This is a genomic window from Paraburkholderia sp. GAS41, from assembly GCF_050436545.1.
Taxonomy (GTDB): domain Bacteria; phylum Pseudomonadota; class Gammaproteobacteria; order Burkholderiales; family Burkholderiaceae; genus Paraburkholderia.
This window is the reverse complement of the sequence record NZ_JBNDMK010000032.1, coordinates 1-20,957: the sequence shown is the minus strand read 5'-3', so window position 1 is coordinate 20,957 and position 20,957 is coordinate 1. Positions and strand designations below refer to the sequence as shown.

Below are 20,957 nucleotides of genomic sequence, written 5' to 3'. Positions count from 1 at the left end.
AGGATTGTTGCGAAGCCCGGTGGCGCCACGTCACCAGGGGCGCACTGCGGCATCTTTTACCTCCTGCCTGCAGGATCGCCTGCAACTTTGGCGCATATGCCCCTGTCAGCGTATGCGCTGGTCGGCGACGCTGTTGCGTAGCGGCTACAATGACAGGTTTCCTGAAAAAACTGGCGCAAGCCCACTTCTGCCATGAACCAGCCCGCCTCCACCGTCAGTCCAGCTCGCCCTGCCGCCGCCTACACGCGTGGCGCGGCGCTGCCCGCGCTCCTGCAATCGCGCATCCTGATTCTGGATGGCGCGATGGGCACGATGATCCAGCGCTACAAGCTCGACGAAGCCCGCTATCGCGGCGAGCGCTTCAAAGACTATGGCCGCGACATCAAGGGCAACAATGAACTGCTGTCGATCACACAGCCGCAGATCATCAGCGAGATCCATGAGCAGTATCTGGCGGCTGGCGCCGACATCATCGAAACCAACACGTTCGGCGCGACCACCGTCGCGCAGGCCGACTACGGCATGGAAAGCCTCGCGATCGAGATGAACCTCGAATCGGCGAAGCTCGCGCGCGCCGCCTGCGACAAGTACTCGACGCCCGACAAGCCGCGCTTCGTCGCCGGCGCCATCGGACCGACACCGAAGACGGCCAGCATCTCGCCCGACGTGAACGATCCAGGCGCCCGCAACGTGACCTTCGACGAATTGCGCGCCGCCTATTACGAGCAGGCCAAGGCATTGCTCGACGGCGGCTCCGACCTGTTCCTCGTCGAAACGATTTTCGACACGCTCAATGCGAAGGCCGCGCTGTTTGCGCTGGATGAGTTGTTCGAAGATACCGGTGAACGTCTGCCCATCATGATCTCCGGCACGGTCACCGACGCATCCGGCCGGATCCTCTCCGGCCAAACGGTCGAGGCCTTCTGGAACTCGCTGCGTCACGCGAAGCCGCTGACCTTCGGTTTGAACTGCGCCCTGGGCGCGGCGTTGATGCGGCCATATATCGCCGAACTGGCGAAGCTGTGCGATACCTATGTGTCGTGCTATCCGAACGCGGGCTTGCCCAATCCGATGAGCGATACCGGCTTCGACGAATTGCCGGCGGACACCTCGGCGCTGCTGCAGGAGTTTGCCCAGGCGGGGCTCGTGAATATCGCGGGCGGGTGCTGCGGCACGACGCCGGAGCATATCGCGGCGATTGCCAGGTCGCTCGCCGAGATCAAGCCGCGCAAGTGGCCGAACCAGTACCGCGACGCGGCTTGAGTTTCAGCGCCGCCTTCCCGCTACCGTAAAAGATTCACGCAACCGAACCGCACCTACGCCATGACCGATCACACCATGCGCCTTTCCGGCCTCGAGCCGTTCAACGTCACGTCCGGGACGCTCTTCATCAACGTCGGCGAGCGCACCAACGTGACCGGCTCGAAAGCGTTCGCACGCATGATCCTGAACGACCAGTTCGATGACGCGATCGCGGTCGCGCGCCAGCAGGTCGAAAACGGCGCGCAGGTGATCGACGTGAATATGGACGAGGCCATGCTCGACTCGAAAGCGGCCATGGTCCGCTTCATGAATCTGATCGCATCGGAGCCGGACATTGCGCGCGTGCCGATCATGATCGACTCGTCGAAATGGGAAGTGATCGAAGCGGGTTTGAAGTGCGTGCAAGGCAAGGCGATCGTCAACTCCATCTCGCTGAAAGAAGGTGAAGAGGCGTTCCGTCATCACGCCAACCTGATCCGCCGTTACGGTGCGGCTGCCGTGGTGATGGCCTTCGACGAACAGGGCCAGGCCGATACGTACCAGCGCAAGACCGAGATCTGCAAGCGCTCGTATGACTTCCTCGTCAATGAAGTGGGTTTTCCGCCCGAAGACATCATCTTCGATCCGAACATCTTCGCGGTCGCCACCGGCATCGAAGAGCACAACAACTACGCCGTCGACTTCATCAACGCCACGCGCTGGATCAAGCAAAACCTGCCGCATGCGAAGGTGAGCGGCGGCGTGTCGAACGTCTCGTTCTCGTTTCGCGGCAACGATCCGGTGCGTGAAGCGATCCACACCGTGTTCCTCTATCACGCGATCCAGGCGGGCATGGACATGGGCATCGTCAACGCGGGCCAGCTCGGCGTGTATGCCGATCTCGATCCCGAGCTGCGCGAGCGCGTCGAAGACGTGGTGCTCAATCGCCGCGAAGATGGGACCGACCGGCTGCTGGAGATCGCCGACCGTTTCAAGACCGGTGCGGCGAAAAAGGAAGAGAACCTCGAATGGCGCAATCAGCCGGTCGAGCAGCGTCTGGCGCATGCGCTGGTGCTCGGCATCACTCACTTTATCGTCGAAGACACCGAGGAAGTGCGGGCGAAAATCGCCGCCGCGGGCGGGCGCCCGATCAACGTGATCGAAGGTCCGTTGATGGACGGCATGAACATCGTCGGCGACCTGTTCGGTCAGGGCAAGATGTTCCTGCCGCAAGTGGTGAAATCGGCGCGCGTGATGAAGCAGGCGGTCGCGCATCTGATCCCGTACATCGAAGAAGAAAAGAAGCTGATGGCCGAAGCCGGCGCCGATGTGCGCGCCAAAGGCAAGATCGTCATCGCCACCGTCAAGGGCGACGTGCACGATATCGGCAAGAACATCGTGTCCGTGGTGCTTCAGTGCAATAACTTCGAAGTGGTCAACATGGGCGTGATGGTCTCGTGCAACGACATTCTCGCGAAGGCGAAGGTCGAAGGCGCGGACATCATCGGGCTGTCCGGCCTGATTACGCCAAGCCTCGAAGAGATGGCCTACGTCGCCTCGGAAATGCAGCGCGACGACTACTTCCGCATCAAGAAGATTCCGCTGCTGATTGGCGGCGCGACCACCTCGCGCGTGCACACTGCCGTGAAGATCGCGCCGCATTACGACGGGCCGGTGGTGTATGTGCCGGACGCGTCGCGGTCCGTCTCGGTGGCGTCGAGCCTGCTGTCGGACGAAGGCGCCACGAAATACCTCGACGACCTGAAGTCCGACTACGATCGCCTGCGCGAACAGCACGCCAACAAGAAGGCGCTGCCCATGGTCACGCTCGCCGAAGCGCGCGCCAACAAGACGAAAATCGACTGGGCCGGCTACCAGCCGGTCAAGCCGAAGTTCATCGGCCGCCGCGTCTTCAAGAACTTCGATCTCAACGAACTGGCGAACTACATCGACTGGGGCCCGTTCTTCCAGACGTGGGATCTGGCCGGCCCCTACCCGGCCATTCTCAATGACGAGGTCGTGGGCGAATCGGCACGGCGAGTGTTTTCCGATGCCAGGTCGATGCTCGCGCGCCTGATCCAGGGGCGCTGGCTGCAGGCCAACGGCGTGCTCACCATGTTGCCGGCCAACACCGTCAACGACGACGACATCGAAATCTACACCGACGAATCGCGCTCGGAAGTCGCACTCACTTGGCGCAACCTGCGTCAGCAAAGCGTGCGGCCGGTAGTGGACGGCGTGATGCGGCCGAACCGCTCGATCGCCGACTTCATCGCGCCGAAGGATTCGGGCGTGGCCGATTACATCGGCATGTTCGCGGTCACGGCGGGCCTCGGCGTCGACGTGAAGGAAAAGCAGTTCGAAAAGGATCACGACGACTACAGCGCGATCATGCTGAAGGCACTGGCCGACCGCTTTGCGGAAGCCTTCGCCGAAGCCTTGCACGCCCGCGTACGGCGCGACCTGTGGGGCTACGCCAGCGACGAAACGCTCTCCAACCAAGAACTGATCGGCGAGAAGTACCGCGGTATCCGTCCGGCACCGGGCTACCCGGCTTGCCCGGATCACCTCGTGAAGCGCGATATGTTCGACGTGCTGCGCGCGGACGAGATCGGCATGAGCGTCACGGAATCGCTTGCCATGCTGCCCGCGGCCAGCGTCTCCGGTTTCTACCTGGCGCATCCGGACAGCACGTATTTCTCGGTCGGCAAGATCGGCCAGGACCAGCTGGAAGACTACGCGCAGCGCATGTCGCTGTCGAAACAGGATGCTGCACGGGCTCTCGCGCCGCAGTTGTAAGCGGCGGTCCGGCGAGCATATCGCCCAGACGGGGCAGACCGCCCCCCACTATATCGGGACCGTAAGGCTGAATATTTCGAGCAGGCGGGTTTTCGGCTTTGTAGACTGCAAGCGCTTTACCTGCCAGACGCGGCCATAAAACGCGTCGGCTCAACAACTTGCAACCGTCAACGGAGAAACTCGCATGAAAAAGCTGACGTTGGTTTTGGCTGGTCTTTCGCTTGCAGTCGGTACTTCGGTCGCCTTCGCCCAAACGGCCGCGCCCGTAGCCAGTAGTTCGGTCAGTTCCTACTCGCCACCCACCCAGAAGCATGTCAAGAAGCCCAAAAAGGCGAAGGTGAAGAAGGGAGCCTCGGCTCCGGCGGCGCCGGCTGCTGCCAGCGAGTAAGCTGCGCCGGGCCGCGCGTTCCGGCGCCCGGTCCAGCACGGATTGCCGGTTGCCGGCCCCCTCGCCCGCGCTTTGATTGCCTTGGCATGCGCCGGATACCGGCCTTATGCGGCCGCAGAAAAGACAAGAGCCCGCTCGAAACGGGCTCTTGTCTTTGTTGTCGCGACACGCGGAAGGGACGTGCGCGCACGTCGTGGCGGTGATCTAACGCCGCGCGGCGCGTCCACAGCGCCGCTCAGGCATGCCGCGGGCGCTGTCTGTCAAACGCCCCAGACGATGTCGGCGCTTTCCTTTTGCGCGGCGCGCAGCATATCGAGGAACGGAAACGCGCGTTGCGCGAGGCCGATCGGAATCTCGTGGTGTTCGTGACCGTCTTCACCTTCGTGGAAATGCCCGTCGTGCTCGGCACGCTCCTGCTTGTCCGAACTGATCGCCGATTCCAGTTTCGTGATTGCCTCGCCCAGTTCGTCGTGCATGATGACGCCGCGTTCACCGAGACGTTTGCCGACGATGCCGACCAGATACTGCGCCAGATTTTCCAGCATCACCACATCCGGAGCGGCGCGGCATTTGAAAGTAATCAGCATGACTGTTCCCTTTTTCATCTTGTTGGATTTACACGCCGATGGCCATGGGACGACCGTCTGCGCGCGTTTCGTTGGTCCGCCGGCACAGAGCGGCGGCCACGGCCCTTGGTGGGCATCTCATTGGACATATTAGCACCTGCTAAAATCCGTTCTGACGGAAAAGCGCGCCACGCTATGCTGGACAATGGCTGGCACGGCGACAAGGCGCCGGTCTGCCCGTGCCTCGCAAGTCGGCTGGCGTTGACGTGGCATTGACTTGGCCACGGCGCTGCCGCGCGGCCATGGGCGCCATCCCTACGGCGCGGCGCACGCTTTCCAGGCCTTTGACAGACCGGCTTCGCGCTTTGCATCGCCGCTCCCGTTTCACCGCACTGCCTCACTGGACTCGCAACAAGCATGCTGCCCGCACATAAACACACTCTCGAATCACTGCTCGCGGACACCGTGAAGCAGGTCGCCGAGGCGACCCCAAGCACAACCGACGTCGCCTTCGTCGCGCCGGCCATCACGCTGGAACGCCCGAAAGTCGCGGCGCACGGCGACGTCGCCTGTAACGTCGCCATGCAGCTGGCCAAGCCGCTGCGCGCCAATCCGCGCCAGCTCGCCCAGCAGATCGTCGACGCGCTGCTCGCGCATCCAGGCGCTCAGGGCCTCGTGCAAGCCGCGGAAGTCGCAGGCCCCGGCTTCATCAACCTGCACCTCGCGCCCGCTGCCAAGCAGGCCGTGATCGCCAGCGTGTTCGCAGAAAAGGAAGCCTTCGGACGCTCGCAGCGCGACGCCGGCAAGCATGTGCTGGTCGAATTCGTGTCGGCCAATCCGACCGGTCCGCTGCACGTCGGCCACGGCCGCCAGGCGGCGTTGGGCGACGCACTCTCGAACGTGCTGGCTTCGCAGGGCAATGATGTGCACCGCGAGTTCTACTACAACGACGCCGGCGTGCAGATCCACACGCTCGCGGTTTCCACCCAGGCGCGCGCGCGCGGCCTGAAGCCGGGCGACGCCGGCTGGCCGGAATCGGCCTACAACGGCGACTACATCGCCGACATCGCGAACGACTACATGAACGGTGCAACCGTCGCCGCGAAAGACGTCGAGCCGGTCAAGGGCGAAGGCGACGTCGACAACCTCGACGCCATCCGCCGCTTTGCCGTTGCCTATCTGCGTCACGAGCAGGACATGGACCTGCAGGCCTTCGGCGTGAAGTTCGACCAGTACTACCTCGAATCCTCGCTGTACTCGGAAGGCCGCGTCGAGAAGACGGTGGCGGCGCTGATCGCCGCCGGCAAGACCTACGAGCAGGAAGGCGCGCTGTGGCTGCGCACCACTGACGACGGCGACGACAAAGACCGCGTCATGCGCAAAACCGACGGCACCTACACGTACTTCGTGCCGGACGTCGCCTACCACGTCGCCAAGTGGGAGCGCGGCTTCAGCAAGGTCATCAACGTGCAGGGTTCGGACCACCACGGCACCATCGCGCGGGTCCGCGCCGGTCTGCAGGGTCTGGGCATCGGCATTCCGAAGGGCTATCCCGACTACATCCTGCACAAGATGGTCACGGTGATGCGCGACGGTCAGGAAGTGAAGATTTCGAAGCGCGCGGGCAGCTATGTGACGGTGCGCGACCTGATCGAATGGTCGGGCGGCGCCACGCCGGGCTCGGAGAGCTCGCCGGATCTGCTCGACGAAGCGACGATCCGCCGCGGCCGCGACGCCGTGCGGTTTTTCCTGATCTCGCGCAAGGCCGATACGGAATTCGTCTTCGACATCGATCTCGCGCTCAAGCAGAACGACGAGAATCCGGTGCACTACGTGCAGTACGCCCACGCGCGGATCTGCTCGGTCATCAACGAAGCGAAGACGCGCTACAACACCGACGAGGCGATCCTGCCGCAGGTGGACGTGTCGCTGCTGACAAGCGAGCGCGCCATGGCGTTGCTGCAGAAGCTCGCGGAATTCCCCGACATGCTGCAACACGCCGCCGACGAACTCGCGCCGCATGCCGTCGCGTTCTATCTGCGCGACCTCGCTGGTGAATTCCACTCGTTCTACAATGACAAGGCCGAACGCGTCCTGGTCGACGACGAAGCGGCGCGCAATGCGCGCGTCGCCCTGCTCGCCGCCACGCGCCAGGTTTTGGCGAACGGCCTCGCGACGATCGGCGTTTCTGCTCCCGAAAAGATGTAAGTCCTCCGGCACGACATGCACGCGGCCGTCGCTATAATCGACGGCCGTTCCAGGATTCTTTTTGCAGGTGATTTATACGATGGCAAAACCACGCCGCACAACGAAGCAGTCGAAGCAAACCGGGGGGACTTTTCTCGGCATCGTACTGGGCCTGATCGTCGGCCTGGCAATCGCGGTAGTGGTGGCGCTGTATATCACCCGGGCGCCTACGCCATTCGTCGCCAAGGTGGCGCCGCCCGCGGCGTCCGACGCCGGCGCGAGCGAAGCGCAGTACGATCCGAACCGTCCGCTGCAAGGCAAGACGCCTGGCCAGCCGGTGCCGCAAGCGGCCCAACCGGCGCCGCAGAACACGGCGCCTCAGGGCCAGACGCCGGGCCTGCTGCAGGAACCGGAGATCGTCGAAGTGCCGCCGGCCAGTTCGGCCAATGCGAACGGCGTCGCCGTGGCACCGCAGCCCGCTCAGGATAACGGTCAGTCCGGCGCGGTGAAGAAGCCGCAGCCGACCACGAACGCACCGACCAGCACCGCGGCGGCGCCCGCGTCGAATGCCGCCAAGCCGGCCGCAGGCACGGGTTCGGCGCCGTCGGCGGCGGATGCGAATAGCGGCTATTTCCTGCAGGTGGGCGCCTATAAGACGTCGGCGGATGCCGAGCAGCAGCGTGCGCGGCTCGCCTTCCAGGGCTTCGAATCGAAGGTGACGCAGCGCGATGCCGGCGGCGTGACGTACTATCGCGTACGCATCGGACCGTTCTCGAAGTTCGACGACATGAATTCGGCCCGTCAGCGCCTGTCCGACGCCGGGGTCGACACCGCCGTCATCCGCTTTACCAAGCAGTAATGTTCCGTTATGCGCCGCCGCTGAACCTCGGCGCGCGGCGCGAGTCACAAGCACGGCAGAGGCCTGCCGCCCACCGCTTGTCACGGTGACGGCCCCGCGCTTTACCGCAACGCTGCGCCACCCGCGCCACCGTTATTCCGCTTAATTGGGTCAACAAGACATGAAAAAACTGCTGAGCATTCTCTTCCTTTCACTCGGCCTCGTCAGCGCGGCCGTTGAAGCGTCGCCGGCTGCGCCCGTAGCGGGCAAGGACTACACCGTGCTGTCGTCGGCACAACCGGTCGACGTGCCCGTCGGCAAGATCGAAGTCACCGAGTTCTTCTGGTACGGCTGCCCGCATTGCAACGAATTCAACCCGTACCTCGAAACGTGGATCAAGAAGCAGGGCCCGGATGTCGTGTTCAAGCGCGTGCCGGTGGCCTTCCGCGACGACTTCATTCCGCATTCGAAGATGTACCACGCGCTCGACGCGCTCGGTCTCGCGGAAAAGCTCACGCCCATCGTCTTCAATGAAATTCACGTCAACAAGAACTACTTGCTGACGCCGGACGACCAGGCCAAGTTCCTCGCCAAGAACGGCGTCGACCCGAAGAAGTACATGGACGCGTACAACTCGTTCTCGACGCAAAGCGAGATCCAGCGCGACAAGAAGCTGCTGGAAGACTACAAGATCGACGGCGTGCCGACGCTTGCCGTACAAGGCAAGTATGAAACGGGCCCGGCCGCGACCAACAGTCTGCCGGGCACGCTTCAGGTGCTCGACTACCTCGTTGCACAAGTCCGCGCGAAGAAGATGTAAGGTCCAGACGCCGGTATGAATCGCGTTCTCAAGGTTTTCATCACCGGCGCATCCAGTGGCATCGGCCTCGCGCTCGCCGCCGAATATGCGCGGCGCGGCGCGATTCTCGGCCTCGTTGCCCGCCGCGGCGAGGTCCTCGCCCGCTTCCAGCAAGCCCATCCCCAGCATTCCATCTCGATCTACCCGGTCGACGTCCGCGACGCTGACGCGCTCGCTGCCGCAGCCGCGCAGTTCATCGAACAATACGGCTGTCCCGACATTGTGATCGCCAATGCCGGCATCAGCCGTGGCGCGGTCACCGGTCATGGCGACCTGCGCGCCTTCCGCGAGGTGATGGACGTCAATTACTTCGGCATGGTCGCCACCTTCGAGCCGTTTGCGGCGGCCATGATGGCGGCGGGCAAAGGCGCGTTAGTCGGCGTGGCGAGCGTGGCGGGCGTACGCGGTCTGCCGGGCTCGGGCGCGTACAGCGCGTCGAAGGCCGCGGCCTTCAAGTATCTCGAGGCGTTGCGCGTCGAGATGCGGCCCAAGGGTGTCAACGTCGTCACCATCGCTCCAGGCTACGTCCGCACGGCGATGACCGCGCATAACCCGTATCGCATGCCGTTCCTGATGGACGCCGACCGCTTTGCCGCGAAGGTCGCCGAGGCGGTCGGACGCAACACATCGTTTGCGATCTATCCGTGGCAGATGCGCGTCGTCGCCATGCTGTTGCACGTGCTGCCGCGCTGGCTCTACGACCGCGCCTTCGAAAAGGCCCCACGCAAGCCGCGCACCGCCGACTAGGCCGCGCGGCCGACGCGGTATGCTTCGGTAACTTCAAAGAGGCTGCGCGCGTCGAACGAGCCGCGGTGATCCATATGGATATGCCGATTGGTTTGTTGCCGGCACAACCACCCTTCGATAAGCTTTCGCGCTTGCGCAGGCATAGCCCGCGCCAACCCTGAAAACGGTTCGCCATTAAGATGGTGGTCCGCGCGGGCTGCTTGCGTGACCGCGCCTGTTATGGGAGATCCTATGCGCATTAAACTGCCCGTCGCCGTAATTGCCGCTCTACTCGCCGCAGCGCCCGCGCTCGCGCTGGCCAAACCGCTGACGGTCTGCACCGAATCGAGCCCGGACGGTTTCGACGTCGTCCAGTTCAACTCGCTCGTTACGACCAATGCGTCGGCGGATGTGATTTTCAACCCGCTCGTCTCGTACGACGAGGCTGCCAAGAAAGTCGTTCCCGCGCTTGCCCAGAGCTGGGACGTGAGTCCCGACGGTCTCACCTATACGTTCCATCTGCGCCCCAACGTGCAGTTCCAGACCACGGACTACTTCAAGCCCACTCATGCGCTGAACGCTGACGACGTCGTCTTCAGCTTCAGCCGGATGCTCGACGACAGCAACCCGTGGCACAAGGTGACGGGAGCGAGCGGTTTCCCGCACGCGCAAGCGATGGGTCTGCCGAAGTTGATCAAGTCGGTCGCGAAGATCGACGACAACACGGTGAAGTTCGAGCTGAACCAGCCGGATGCGACTTTCATCTCGATCCTGACGATGGGCTTCGCCTCGATCTACTCCTCCGAATACGCCGACCAGTTGCTCAAGGCCGGCAAGCAGGTCGACCTGAATGCCAAACCCATCGGCACCGGGCCATTCGTGCTGAAAAGCTACACGAAGGACGCCGTGATCCGCTACGACGTGAATCCGTCGTACTGGGGTCCCAAACCGAAGATCGACCGCCTAATCTATGCCATCACGCCCGACGCCACGGTGCGCGCGCAGAAAGTCAAGGCAGGCGAATGTCAGATCGCCCTGTCACCGAAGCCGCAGGATGTGGCCGACGCCAAGGCCGACAAGTCGCTCGCGGTGGTGCAGACGCCCGCGTTCATGACCGCGTTTGTCGCGCTGAACACGGACAAGAAGCCGCTCGACAACCAGAAGGTGCGTGCCGCGCTGAACATGGCGTTCGACCGCACGACGTATCTGAAAACCGTATTCGACAACACGGCGACAGCGGCTGTGAATCCGTATCCGCCCAATACGTGGAGCTACAACAAATCGGTCAAGGCGTGGCCGTACGATCCGGCGAAGGCAAAGAACCTGCTGGCTGAAGCGGGTTTTCCGAACGGCTTCTCGACGACCATCTGGGTGCGCCCGACAGGTAGCGTGCTCAATCCGAATCCGAAGGCCGGCGCCGAACTGCTGCAGGCCGATTTTGCAAAGATCGGCGTGAAAGCGGACGTGAAGGTGATCGAATGGGGCGAGTTGATCAAGCAGGCCAAGCAGGGCCAGCATGATTCGCTGTTCATGGGTTGGGCGGGCGACAACGGCGATCCGGACAACTACCTGACGCCGCTGTTCAGCTGCAATGCCGTGAAGTCGGGCATCAACTTCGCGCGCTTCTGCGACGCGGATCTCGACAAGCTGATCGCCGACGGCAAAGCCACCACGGATCAAGCCAAACGCGCGAAGGCGTATGAAGCGGCGCAGCAGATCATCCACGATCAGGCGTTGTGGATTCCGCTGGGGTATCCGACCGCCGCGGCGATCACGCGCTCGGACGTGAGCGGCTATCACGTCAGTCCGTTCGGACGGCAGAACTTTACGACGGTGAGCGTGCAGTAAAAGCGCGACGCCGTTTGACTAAGCAGAAAACAAAACAGGTCCGGTTGCATTGCACCGGGCCTGTTTCATTTAGCGGCCTGGAAAGGCCAACACGCTACGGCGCAAACCGGATCACGCCATCCGCATCCTGCGTGCGCTTCAATTCGCCCGCGAGCCAAAGCAGGTGCAAGTGCGCGAGCGCCTCGCCCATGGCAAATGTCATCTGATGGATATCGAGTTGCCGCTTGAACATCAGCGGCACGATATCCGCAGCGCTGCGCGGTTTCTCCGCACAGGCCTCGCGCACTTCCGCGAGCCGCGCGTCGTGATGCTCGCGCAACTGCGCAATGCGCGTGCGCACGCCGCGAAACGGCTTGCCATGCGACGGCAGCACCAGCGTATCCTCAGCCATCGTCTCATAGCGGCCGAGCGATTCCAGATACAGCGCGAGCGGGCTGCCCTCGGGTTCCATGTCGAACACGGAGACGTTGGTTGAAATACGCGGCAACACCATGTCGCCCGAAATCAGCACACCGTCGGCCTCGTTATGCAGCGCGCAATGTTCCGGCGAGTGACCATAACCGGTCACGACGCGCCAGTTCTTGCCGCCAATCGCCACGACCTGCCCCTCGCGCATGCGCCGATACTGGCCCGGCACCGCCGGCACCAGATTCGCGTAATAGCTGGTGCGATTGCGCAGCTTGTCGAGCGACGCCTCGTCGGTCAAGCCATGCAAGGCGAAGTGGCGCGCGGCGCCCGCGCCGCCTGCATTCGAGCCGTCGCCCGCCGCCATCACGCGAGCCTGCATGTACTCGCCGAGCGTCATCCACAGACGCACGTCCCAGCGCCGCTTGTCGCCGCCCGCGCAGATCCAGTGCGCAAGGCCAATGTGATCCGGATGGCAATGCGTGACGATCACGCGCAGCACCGGCAACCCGTCCAGCACCGTGTCGAACACCTGCTCCCAGTTCGCCTTGATCGTGTCCGAAGTGATGCCGCAATCGACCACCGTCCACCCTTGCTGTCCGTCTATCTCATCGCGCAGCAGCCACAGGTTGATATGGTCAAGCGCAAACGGCAGCGGCATACGCAGCCAGAACACGCCGGGCGTGACTTCGAACGCCTGGCCGGCTTGCGGCAGCGTGTCCTTGAACGGGTAGTCGAGTTGGTGTTCGAGAGCATTCATTGTGGGGGTCTTCCTCCGCCGGTCGCTCGGCACCGGCCATCATCTGGCCGCCGCGCGCCATGGTTGCGCTTTACTCAAGTTGACGATAACGTAAACGTCGATTCTATCGTCCAATCCGCTTTTCTGCCCGCTCACGGGGCGTCCCAATGAACACGCAATACACCATCACCGAGCTCGCGCGTGAATTCGACGTCACACCACGAGCGATCCGCTTCTACGAGGACCAGGGTTTACTCTCGCCGAGCCGGGAAGGGTCGAGCGGCTTGCGGCGCGTCTACTCCGGCCGCGACCGCACCCGCCTGAAGCTGACGTTGCGCGGCAAGCGCCTCGGCTTCACGCTCTCGGAAATCCGCGATCTGCTCGATCTGTACGAATCGCCAACCGACACCGAGCCGCAATTGCATGCCTTCCTCGCCACGGTGACGCGGCATCGCGAAGTGCTGGAGCGTCAGCTCGAAGATCTGAACGCCACGCTCGAAGACCTCGCGCAATATGAAGCGCAGGCGCGCACCCTGCTCGAAGGCGGCGCGCGTGAGCCCCATGCTTTAGCCTCCGACGCGCGCTCGCCATGAATCACTTTCCGAAGCTGCTATCGTCGCAAATCGGCTTCGACGTCGCGCAGACGATGCTCGAAGGCTTCGATCGCCACTACCGGATTTTTCGCGACGCCGCGATCCACGCCAAGGCCCTGTTCGAAGCCGCCGACTGGCATGCCTTGCAGCGTCTCGCGCGGGAACGCATTACTTCGTATGACGAACGGGTCGAAGAATGCGTGGAGCTGCTCGAAGACGAATACGACGCGGAGAATATCGACGACGAAGTCTGGCAGCAGATCAAGCTGCACTTCATCGGCCTGTTGACCACGCACCGGCAGCCCGAGTGCGCGGAGACGTTCTTTAATTCGGTGTGCTGCAAGATTCTGCATCGGTCGTACTTCAACAACGACTTCATTTTCGTGCGACCCGCCATCTCGACCGAATACATCGAGAACGACGAGCCCGCCGCCAAGCCGACCTACCGCGCGTATTACCCCGGCAAGGAAGGCCTCGCCGCGACGCTCGAGCGCATCGTCACGAACTTCCAGCTCGAACCGGCGTTCGAAGACCTGCAACGCGATGTCGGTTGCGTGATGCAAGCCATCGAAGACGCGTTCGGCACGTTCGATGAAGCCGCCAACTTCCAGATTCACGTGCTGTCGTCGCTGTTTTACCGGAACAAATCGGCGTATATCGTTGGCCGCATCATCAACGGCGATCTGCTGCTGCCGTTCGCCGTGCCGCTGCATCACGTGAAGCCCGGCTTGCTGGCGCTCGACACCGTGCTGCTCAAGCGCGATCAGCTGTTGATTATCTTCAGCTTCTCACACTCGTATTTTCTGGTGGATATGGAAGTACCCTCGGCCTACGTCGAGTTTCTCGGCACGATCATGCCGGGCAAGCCCAAGGCGGAAATCTATACCTCGGTCGGTTTGCAGAAGCAGGGCAAGAACCTGTTTTATCGCGATCTGCTGCATCACCTGTCGCATTCGAGCGACCCGTTCATCATCGCACCCGGTATCAAGGGGCTGGTGATGCTGGTGTTCACGCTGCCGTCGTTTCCCTACGTGTTCAAGCTGATCAAGGACAACTTCCCGCCGCCGAAGGAAACCACGCGCGCGCTGATCCAGAGCAAGTATCAGCTCGTCAAACGGCACGACCGTCTCGGGCGCATGGCCGATACGCTCGAATATTCGAGTGTAGCGCTGCCGCTCGCACGGCTCGATGAAGCGCTGTTGCGCGAACTCGAGAAGGAAGTGCCTTCGATGATCGAATACGAGGGCGATAACCTCGTGATCCGCCATCTGTACATCGAACGCCGCATGGTGCCGCTCAACCTCTATCTGCAAAACGGCAGCGACGCGGACGTCGATCACGGCATCAAGGAATACGGCAACGCGATAAAGGAATTGATGCAGGCGAACATCTTTCCCGGCGACATGCTGTACAAGAACTTCGGCGTGACGCGTCATGGCCGCGTCGTGTTCTATGACTACGATGAAATCGAATACCTGACCGATTGCAACGTGCGCGCCGTGCCGCCGCCGCGCAACGAGGAAGACGAGATGTCCGGCGAACCGTGGTATTCAATCGGCCCGCACGACATTTTTCCGGAGACGTACGGCACCTTCCTGCTCGGCGACCCGCGGGTGCGCCGGGCCTTCATGCAGCACCATGCCGACTTCTTCGATCCCGCGCTGTGGCAACGGCATAAGGAACACTTACTAAAAGGCGAACTGCCCGACTTCTTTCCGTACGACAACGCCGTGCGTTTTCGCACCCGCTACCCGGAGCGCTTCGCTCCTGCGGGCGACGCAGATGCCGCCGGCGATGCGAACGACACAACGGCAGTGCGCGCACCTGCCGAGCGCGCGGCGTGAACGCTGATGGATTCCGTTCACCGCCCGCCCCTCCTATAACGACATCGGCCCGTCCAACGGTCCCGTCACCCACTCCACGCACCATGAACTCAAACGCCGCTTCTTTGCCCAATCCGCTTGCTCATCTGTTCGACAACAACGACAAGTGGGTGACTCGCAAACTATCCGAGGATCCGGAGTACTTCTCGCGACTCGCCGACCAGCAGACGCCCGAATACCTGTGGATCGGCTGCTCGGATTCGCGCGTGCCGGCGAACCAGATCATTGGCCTGCCGCCCGGCGAAGTGTTCGTGCACAGGAACATCGCCAATGTCGTCGTGCACACCGATCTGAACTGCCTCTCGGTGATCCAGTTCGCGGTCGATCTGCTGAAGGTCAAGCACATCATGGTGGTCGGACACTACGGTTGTTCGGGCGTCGCCGCTGCCTTGCATGGGCGGCGCGTCGGCCTCGCGGATAACTGGCTGCATCACGTGCAGGACGTGCGTACCAAGCACGCGACACTGCTCGAAGAGTGGCCGATGGGCGAAGCCCGCCATCGGCGTTTGGTGGAATTGAACACGATCGAACAGGTCGTCAACGTGTGCCGTACGACCATCGTCAACGACGCGTGGGCGCGCGGCCAGGAGCTGATGGTGCATGGCTGGGCCTACGGCGTGCACGACGGCAAGGTACGCAACCTCGGCATGATGATCAGCGAGCCGGGCGCGCTGGATGAAACGTATACGCGCTGCGTCGCGGCCGCCACGGCAAGCGGCGCGCACAAAACGGATAACGACGTGGTCGCCGCCGATGCCGCCAGGCTCGGCGATGTGCCGGCCGTCGTCGAAGGTGTTATCAAGGAGCTAAAACATGAGTGAGACAAAACGTGACAACCTGGCTGATCCGATTGTGATCGTGTCGGCCGCCCGTACTCCGATGGCCGCGTTTCAAGGCGATTTCGCCTCGCTGACCGCGCCGCAACTCGGCGCCATCGCGATCGGGGCCGCGGTGCAACGTGCCGGGCTCGAGCCTGAGCAGGTCGATGAAGTCGTGATGGGCTGCGTGCTGCCGGCCGGTCTCGGCCAGGCCCCGGCTCGTCAGGCGGCGCTCGGCGCCGGCCTGCCGCTCGCCACCGGCAGCACAACCGTCAACAAGATGTGCGGCTCGGGCATGCGCGCGGCGATGTTCGCCCACGACATGCTGGCCGCCGGTTCGGTGGATGTGATCGTCGCTGGCGGCATGGAGAGCATGACCAACGCGCCGTATCTGTTGCCGAAGGCACGCGGCGGCATGCGTATGGGCCACGGTCAGGTGATCGACCATATGTTCTACGACGGTCTTGAGGATGCCTACGAAAAAGGCCGCCTGATGGGCACCTTCGCCGAAGAATGCGCGGGGTCGTACGATTTCACCCGTGAGGCGCAGGATGCCTTCGCGGTGGAGTCGCTTCGGCGTGCCAAACGTGCGAACGAAGACGGTTCGTTCGCGTGGGAAATCACCCCCGTCAAGGTGGAGAGCCGCAAGGGCGACGTGACGATCGGGCGCGACGAGCAACCGTTCAAGGCGAACCTCGAAAAGATTGCCACGCTCAAACCCGCCTTCAGCAAAACCGGCACCGTGACCGCAGCGAATTCCTCGTCCATTTCGGACGGGGCGGCAGCGCTCGTGATGATGCGGGAATCGACCGCAAAGCGCTTAGGCGTGACGCCGCTCGCCCGCGTGGTCGGCCATTCGACCTTCGCTCAGGAGCCCGCAAAATTCACCACCGCGCCGGTCGGCGCGATCCGCAAGCTGTTCGAGAAGAACGGCTGGCATGCCGACGAAGTCGATTTGTATGAGGTGAACGAAGCGTTTGCCGTGGTCACGATGGCCGCGATGAAAGAGCACCATCTGCCGCATGAGAAGGTCAACGTGAACGGCGGCGCCTGCGCGTTGGGACATCCGATCGGCGCATCCGGTGCGCGCATTCTGGTGACCTTGATCGGCGCGCTGAAACATCGCGGCCTGAAGCGCGGCGTCGCGACGCTGTGTATCGGCGGCGGCGAGGCCACAGCGATGGGAATAGAGCTGCTGTAAGGCGTGGCGTAGGTGCCCCGTTCCATTCGTCGTGTTTGACGCGGGTGACGGGGCGCATGCGGCACCCGCGAGTGGTGAATCATGAGGTGAACGTATGAAAACAGCGTTGATCGTAGGGGCGTCACGAGGCATTGGCCTTGAGTTCGCTCGCCAGTACAAACAGGCCGGCTGGCGCGTGCTTGCCACGGCACGCGACGAGGCGGCCCTCGCGGCACTCGAGGAACTCGGCGCTGAGACGTTTTCGCTCGACATCGCCTCGCAGACGGACATTGCCGCGCTGGGCTGGAAGCTCGATGGCGAGCGGCTGGATGCCGCGATTCTGGTGGCGGGCGTGTACGGCCCGCGCACGGAAGGCATCGAGGCGATCGACGCCGAAGACTTCGACGAGGTGATGGTGACCAACGTGCGCGGCCCGATGCAACTGTTACCGATCCTGCTGCCGCTCGTCGAAGACGCCAACGGCGTGCTGGCGGTGCTGTCGAGCAAGATGGGCAGCATCACCGAGGCCACCGGCACCACCGGCTGGCTGTATCGCGTGAGCAAGGCGGCGCTGAACGATGCGCTGAAAATCGCTTCGTTGCAGACCCGGCGAGCCGTCTGCGTTGCGCTGCACCCTGGTTGGGTACGCACCGATATGGGTGGCGCCGCAGCGGCGATCGACCCCGAGCGCAGCGTTCACGGCATGCGTCAGGTGCTAGCCCAGGCGGCAGCCGCGCACGAATCATTTAACGGCCGCTTCTATCAATACGACGGTACCGCGCTCGACTGGTGACACTCCGATGCACAACCCATCCTTGACAACGCAACGACCGTCCGAATGTCCTTGTGGCGGCGCTGCACCGAATCTTCGCAGCGGCGGGAAGGCACCACGCTTCGCGCTTTGCTGTGGCCGTTACATCGACGGCGGCGAGTCGGCGCCTACCGCGCTCGAACTGATGCGCTCACGCTATAGCGCGTATGTGCTCGGCGCGAACGATTATCTGCGCGCTACATGGGCGGGCGACACGTGCCCCGCCGATCTCGACGCCAGCCCGGACGCACCCGACGCGCCGCGTTGGCTAGGTCTGCAAATCAAATCTTTTGTAGCACGAAACGAAACTCACGCTGAAGTCGAATTCATCGCACGATATAAAGTGGGTGGCCGTGCTCACCGCTTGCACGAACTAAGCCGCTTCATCCGCGATGACGTCGGTCGCTGGCGCTATGTAGATGGTGACGTCAGCGAGACGTAAACCTCCGGTTACGTCAAAGCACTGTAAGGGTCCGAAAGCCTTGCGCGCTTTTCTCACCCAATTAATCGCGCCTTCACATATGCCCCTCAAAATGGCGCTGCAATGTGTGTTGGCCGTCTACCACACGGACCGTATCGGTCATTTCGCCCGCCCTCCCCGAACCGCGCGGCGCACGTGAAGATTCGATGCTTGCGCAACGTGTCGAACGCTACGGATTTTTCGTCGCGGGTTCTCCTCAATTGCACAAATACAATTTGTCGTGCCAGGATGAGCCTGTAGGTTTTGTAGTGACACGTTGTGAGGGTCCGGTCTAAACCGTCCCCGCAAAGATGGGCAGAAACGCCGCCGGGTCTTGATACCCTGTGATTCGACGGCAGCTTCAGGTCACATCGTGTGTCGCTCATCTTCGGCGCGTGGGGTCGCGTCGGCCAGCAGTTGGGTTAATCCCGTGCGATCTCGGTCCGCGTGTGTGCGCTAAGCGCGCAACGCACGCCAGTGTCTTTTTGTGTCGCAAATCTCGCCGAAAGGCGATTGTCAGCGAAACGCAAATGACAGCAGACGCTGCAGGTTTTAAGGACGTACTTCAAGGTAGGTGCTGCGAATGGGTTGCAGAACGTTTTTGACGGCTGGTGCGATGGTGTGTACATGGGCGGTATGTGCCGTGTCGTTCGCGCACGCCGATCCCCTGGCCGATTCGCAAGGCGGCCCGCTGACCCGCGCCGAAGTCCCCCGTATCGCGCTGGACGACGACACTTACCTTCCCCGCGCCAGTCTCAACGAACAGGTCATCCGCGTACCGGTGGACGCCGCCGGCACGATCACGCTCGAAACCACGGTGTACAAACCGGACGGTGCGGGCCCCTTCCCGATGATCGTTTTCAATCACGGCAAGATGCCGGGCGACCCGCGTATGCAGGCGCGTAGCGACCCGCTGCCGTTTGCGCGGGAATTCGTGCGGCGCGGTTATGTGGTGGTGGCACCGAACCGTCAAGGTTTTGCGAAATCGGGCGGCACCTATGAGCAGGACGGCTGCGATGTCGAGCGTAATGGTTTGGGGCAGGCTGGCGATGTCGCTGCGACGGTCGATTTCATGTCGAAGCAGTCTTATGTCGACGCGCAGCACATCGTCGTAGCGGGTACATCGCATGGCGGGCTGGCGACGATTGCCTACGGTGTCGAAGCGACCCCGGGGGTGCGGGCGCTGATCAATTTCTCGGGTGGCTTGCGGCAGGACACCTGCACCGACTGGCAGGGCAATCTGACGCATGCGTTTGGCGCTTATGGCGAGAAGACGCACGTCGCTTCGTTGTGGCTGTATGGCGATAACGATTCGATCTGGTCGCCGCCGCTGGTGGCGAGCATGTATGCGGCGTATTCGGCGCACGGCGCGAGCGCGAAGATGGTGGACTTTGGCGCGTACAAGAATGACGCGCACCGGCTGGTTGGCGATCGCGATGGCGTGCGGGTGTGGTGGCCTGCTGTCGAGGCGTTCCTCGCACGGGTGGGTATGCCCACTGGCGTTCAGTATCGGGTTGAAGATCCGGCGCCGCCCAAGGCCAGTGGTTATGCTGCTTTGGATTCCGTTACGGCGGTGCCTTTCGTCGATGAAGCCGGACGGAATGGGTATCGCAACTTTTTGCATCAGTATCCTAGCCGGGCGTTTGCGGTTTCTGATTCGGGCGCATGGTCCTGGGCTGAGGGTGGTGATGATCCGATGTCTGTTGCTGTGGCTAACTGCCAGAAGCAGAGTTCCGATCCTTGCAGGTTGTATGCGGTGAATGATTCGGTTGTCTGGAAGGATCAGACTTCTTCTTCGCAGACGGCTAGTGCGGGGGGTGTTGATTCTTCTGGCTCCGCCGGTGAGAAGGTTGGTGGGGATAAGCCGGCGTTGGCTAGTAGGGAGTGAAGGCGTTTTGTTTTTTTGCCTACGGCGTTGGTGGTTTGCCTGTGGTGTTGGTTTTTTGTTTGCGGTTGGTTGCCTGCGGCGCCTTGTGGTTTGGTTTTTTTTAGGGCGTTGGCCTTTCCTTGTTTTGTTATCGGTCTATTAGGTTCGCCCCTGTGCGGGGCGGCACTTACTTTCTTTGCCGCCGCAAAGAAAGTAAGCAAAGAAAGCGGGCTCACACCGCCAGCCCGTAGTAAGCCATCTCGGCTTGCCAGCGGGAACGGCCCGACACGAGACGTGCCCTCGCACCACCCTCGTTCGTGACACAGCACTCTTCCGCTCCAGCGTCGCGCTTCGCGCCCCGCCGTCAGGCATATCTCCTTCTGCTTCGCAGGTATTTTGTTAGGTATCCAAACGCTTTGGGTGATTGATCAGTTATTGCCCACCGCGTTCATTCGCGAACCAACGAAATTGCACACCCGGTGCACAAACCCAACCACCAACGCCGGCAAGTCGGCACGCCGGCCTGGCGTACCCATCTGCCGCGCACGAAGTGCGAGGCAGGATGAATGAGTCCTGTGTCACAAGGGCGGAAGGTGCGAGGGCACGTCTCGTGTCGGGCCGTTTCCACTGGCAAGCCGAGATGGCTCACTACGAGCTGGCGGTGTGAGCCCGCTTTCTTTGCTTACTTGTATATTGACTGCAGTGTCCGGAAACTGATCCTTTCCGTTCACTGGAAGCGGTAGCCCGT

Annotated in this window: 16 protein-coding genes and 1 pseudogene; 15 read left to right on the top strand and 2 right to left on the bottom strand. The window is 62.4% G+C overall.

Annotated features, from left to right (window positions below):
* Nucleotides 1-192 precede the first annotated feature (192 nt).
* From P3T43_RS31325 to P3T43_RS31315, 3 genes and pseudogenes are all read left to right on the top strand, one after another.
* Nucleotides 193-1,263 carry a homocysteine S-methyltransferase family protein gene (locus P3T43_RS31325; protein ID WP_429284883.1) on the top strand — a complete coding sequence of 357 codons (1,071 nt, stop codon included), beginning with the start codon at nt 193-195 and terminating at the stop codon, nt 1,261-1,263.
* Nucleotides 1,264-1,317: 54 nt separating this feature from the next.
* A pseudogene (gene metH, locus P3T43_RS31320) lies at nt 1,318-4,041 on the top strand (methionine synthase); the annotation flags it as partial.
* A gap of 184 nt (nt 4,042-4,225) precedes the next feature.
* The gene (locus P3T43_RS31315; RefSeq protein ID WP_429284882.1) at nt 4,226-4,429 is read left to right on the top strand and encodes an acid-shock protein; all 204 of its coding nucleotides are present in this window, start codon (nt 4,226-4,228) and stop codon (nt 4,427-4,429) included.
* A 260-nt stretch (nt 4,430-4,689) separates the two neighbouring features.
* Here the strand turns inward: P3T43_RS31315 and P3T43_RS31310 are convergent, their stop codons facing one another.
* Nucleotides 4,690-5,016 (bottom strand): DUF1840 domain-containing protein, encoded by a 327-nt coding sequence (locus tag P3T43_RS31310; protein WP_429284881.1) that lies wholly within the window; start codon nt 5,014-5,016, stop codon nt 4,690-4,692.
* A 396-nt stretch (nt 5,017-5,412) separates the two neighbouring features.
* Between P3T43_RS31310 and argS the strand changes: the two genes are divergently transcribed.
* The 5 genes from argS (at nt 5,413) to P3T43_RS31285 (ending at nt 11,453) form a co-directional block, all read left to right on the top strand.
* Entirely contained in the window at nt 5,413-7,203 is a 1,791-nt protein-coding gene (gene argS, locus P3T43_RS31305; RefSeq protein WP_429284880.1) for an arginine--tRNA ligase, read from the top strand.
* Nucleotides 7,204-7,264: 61 nt separating this feature from the next.
* Nucleotides 7,265-8,041 (top strand): SPOR domain-containing protein, encoded by a 777-nt coding sequence (locus P3T43_RS31300; protein ID WP_429284879.1) that lies wholly within the window; start codon nt 7,265-7,267, stop codon nt 8,039-8,041.
* 160 nt (nt 8,042-8,201) lie between these two features.
* Nucleotides 8,202-8,840 (top strand): thiol:disulfide interchange protein DsbA/DsbL, encoded by a 639-nt coding sequence (locus P3T43_RS31295; RefSeq protein WP_429284878.1) that lies wholly within the window; start codon nt 8,202-8,204, stop codon nt 8,838-8,840.
* A gap of 15 nt (nt 8,841-8,855) precedes the next feature.
* Nucleotides 8,856-9,626: an SDR family oxidoreductase gene (locus tag P3T43_RS31290; protein ID WP_429284877.1), complete on the top strand. Its 771-nt coding sequence runs from the start codon at nt 8,856-8,858 to the stop codon at nt 9,624-9,626.
* 231 nt (nt 9,627-9,857) lie between these two features.
* A complete protein-coding gene (locus P3T43_RS31285) occupies nt 9,858-11,453 on the top strand; it encodes an ABC transporter substrate-binding protein (RefSeq protein WP_429284876.1) in 1,596 nt (531 codons plus the stop codon).
* Nucleotides 11,454-11,547: 94 nt separating this feature from the next.
* On the opposite strand, the gene P3T43_RS31280 is transcribed toward P3T43_RS31285, so the two are convergent.
* Nucleotides 11,548-12,618, bottom strand: coding sequence for an MBL fold metallo-hydrolase (locus P3T43_RS31280; protein ID WP_429284875.1), 1,071 nt, complete (start codon nt 12,616-12,618; stop codon nt 11,548-11,550).
* A 146-nt stretch (nt 12,619-12,764) separates the two neighbouring features.
* On the opposite strand from P3T43_RS31280, the gene P3T43_RS31275 reads away from it, so the two are divergent.
* The 7 genes from P3T43_RS31275 to P3T43_RS31245 all read left to right on the top strand — a co-directional run bounded on the left by P3T43_RS31275 (nt 12,765) and on the right by P3T43_RS31245 (nt 20,230).
* On the top strand, nt 12,765-13,190 hold the full coding sequence (locus tag P3T43_RS31275; protein WP_429284874.1) for a MerR family transcriptional regulator: 426 nt from the start codon (nt 12,765-12,767) through the stop codon (nt 13,188-13,190).
* On the top strand, nt 13,187-15,034 hold the full coding sequence (gene aceK / locus P3T43_RS31270) for a bifunctional isocitrate dehydrogenase kinase/phosphatase (protein ID WP_429284873.1): 1,848 nt from the start codon (nt 13,187-13,189) through the stop codon (nt 15,032-15,034). The genes P3T43_RS31275 and aceK overlap by 4 nt, the downstream gene beginning before the upstream one ends.
* 83 nt (nt 15,035-15,117) lie before the next feature.
* Complete coding sequence (can, locus tag P3T43_RS31265; RefSeq protein WP_429284872.1) at nt 15,118-15,894, top strand: carbonate dehydratase; 777 nt, start codon at nt 15,118-15,120, stop codon at nt 15,892-15,894.
* The gene (locus tag P3T43_RS31260; RefSeq protein ID WP_429284871.1) at nt 15,887-17,092 is read left to right on the top strand and encodes an acetyl-CoA C-acetyltransferase; all 1,206 of its coding nucleotides are present in this window, start codon (nt 15,887-15,889) and stop codon (nt 17,090-17,092) included. The genes can and P3T43_RS31260 overlap by 8 nt, the downstream gene beginning before the upstream one ends.
* Nucleotides 17,093-17,186: 94 nt before the next feature.
* The gene (locus P3T43_RS31255) at nt 17,187-17,864 is read left to right on the top strand and encodes an SDR family oxidoreductase (protein ID WP_429284870.1); all 678 of its coding nucleotides are present in this window, start codon (nt 17,187-17,189) and stop codon (nt 17,862-17,864) included.
* Between the two features lie 7 nt (nt 17,865-17,871).
* Nucleotides 17,872-18,324, top strand: coding sequence for a YchJ family protein (locus tag P3T43_RS31250; RefSeq protein ID WP_429284869.1), 453 nt, complete (start codon nt 17,872-17,874; stop codon nt 18,322-18,324).
* A 601-nt stretch (nt 18,325-18,925) separates the two neighbouring features.
* Entirely contained in the window at nt 18,926-20,230 is a 1,305-nt protein-coding gene (locus tag P3T43_RS31245) for a dienelactone hydrolase family protein (RefSeq protein WP_429284868.1), read from the top strand.
* Nucleotides 20,231-20,957: the final 727 nt, after the last annotated feature.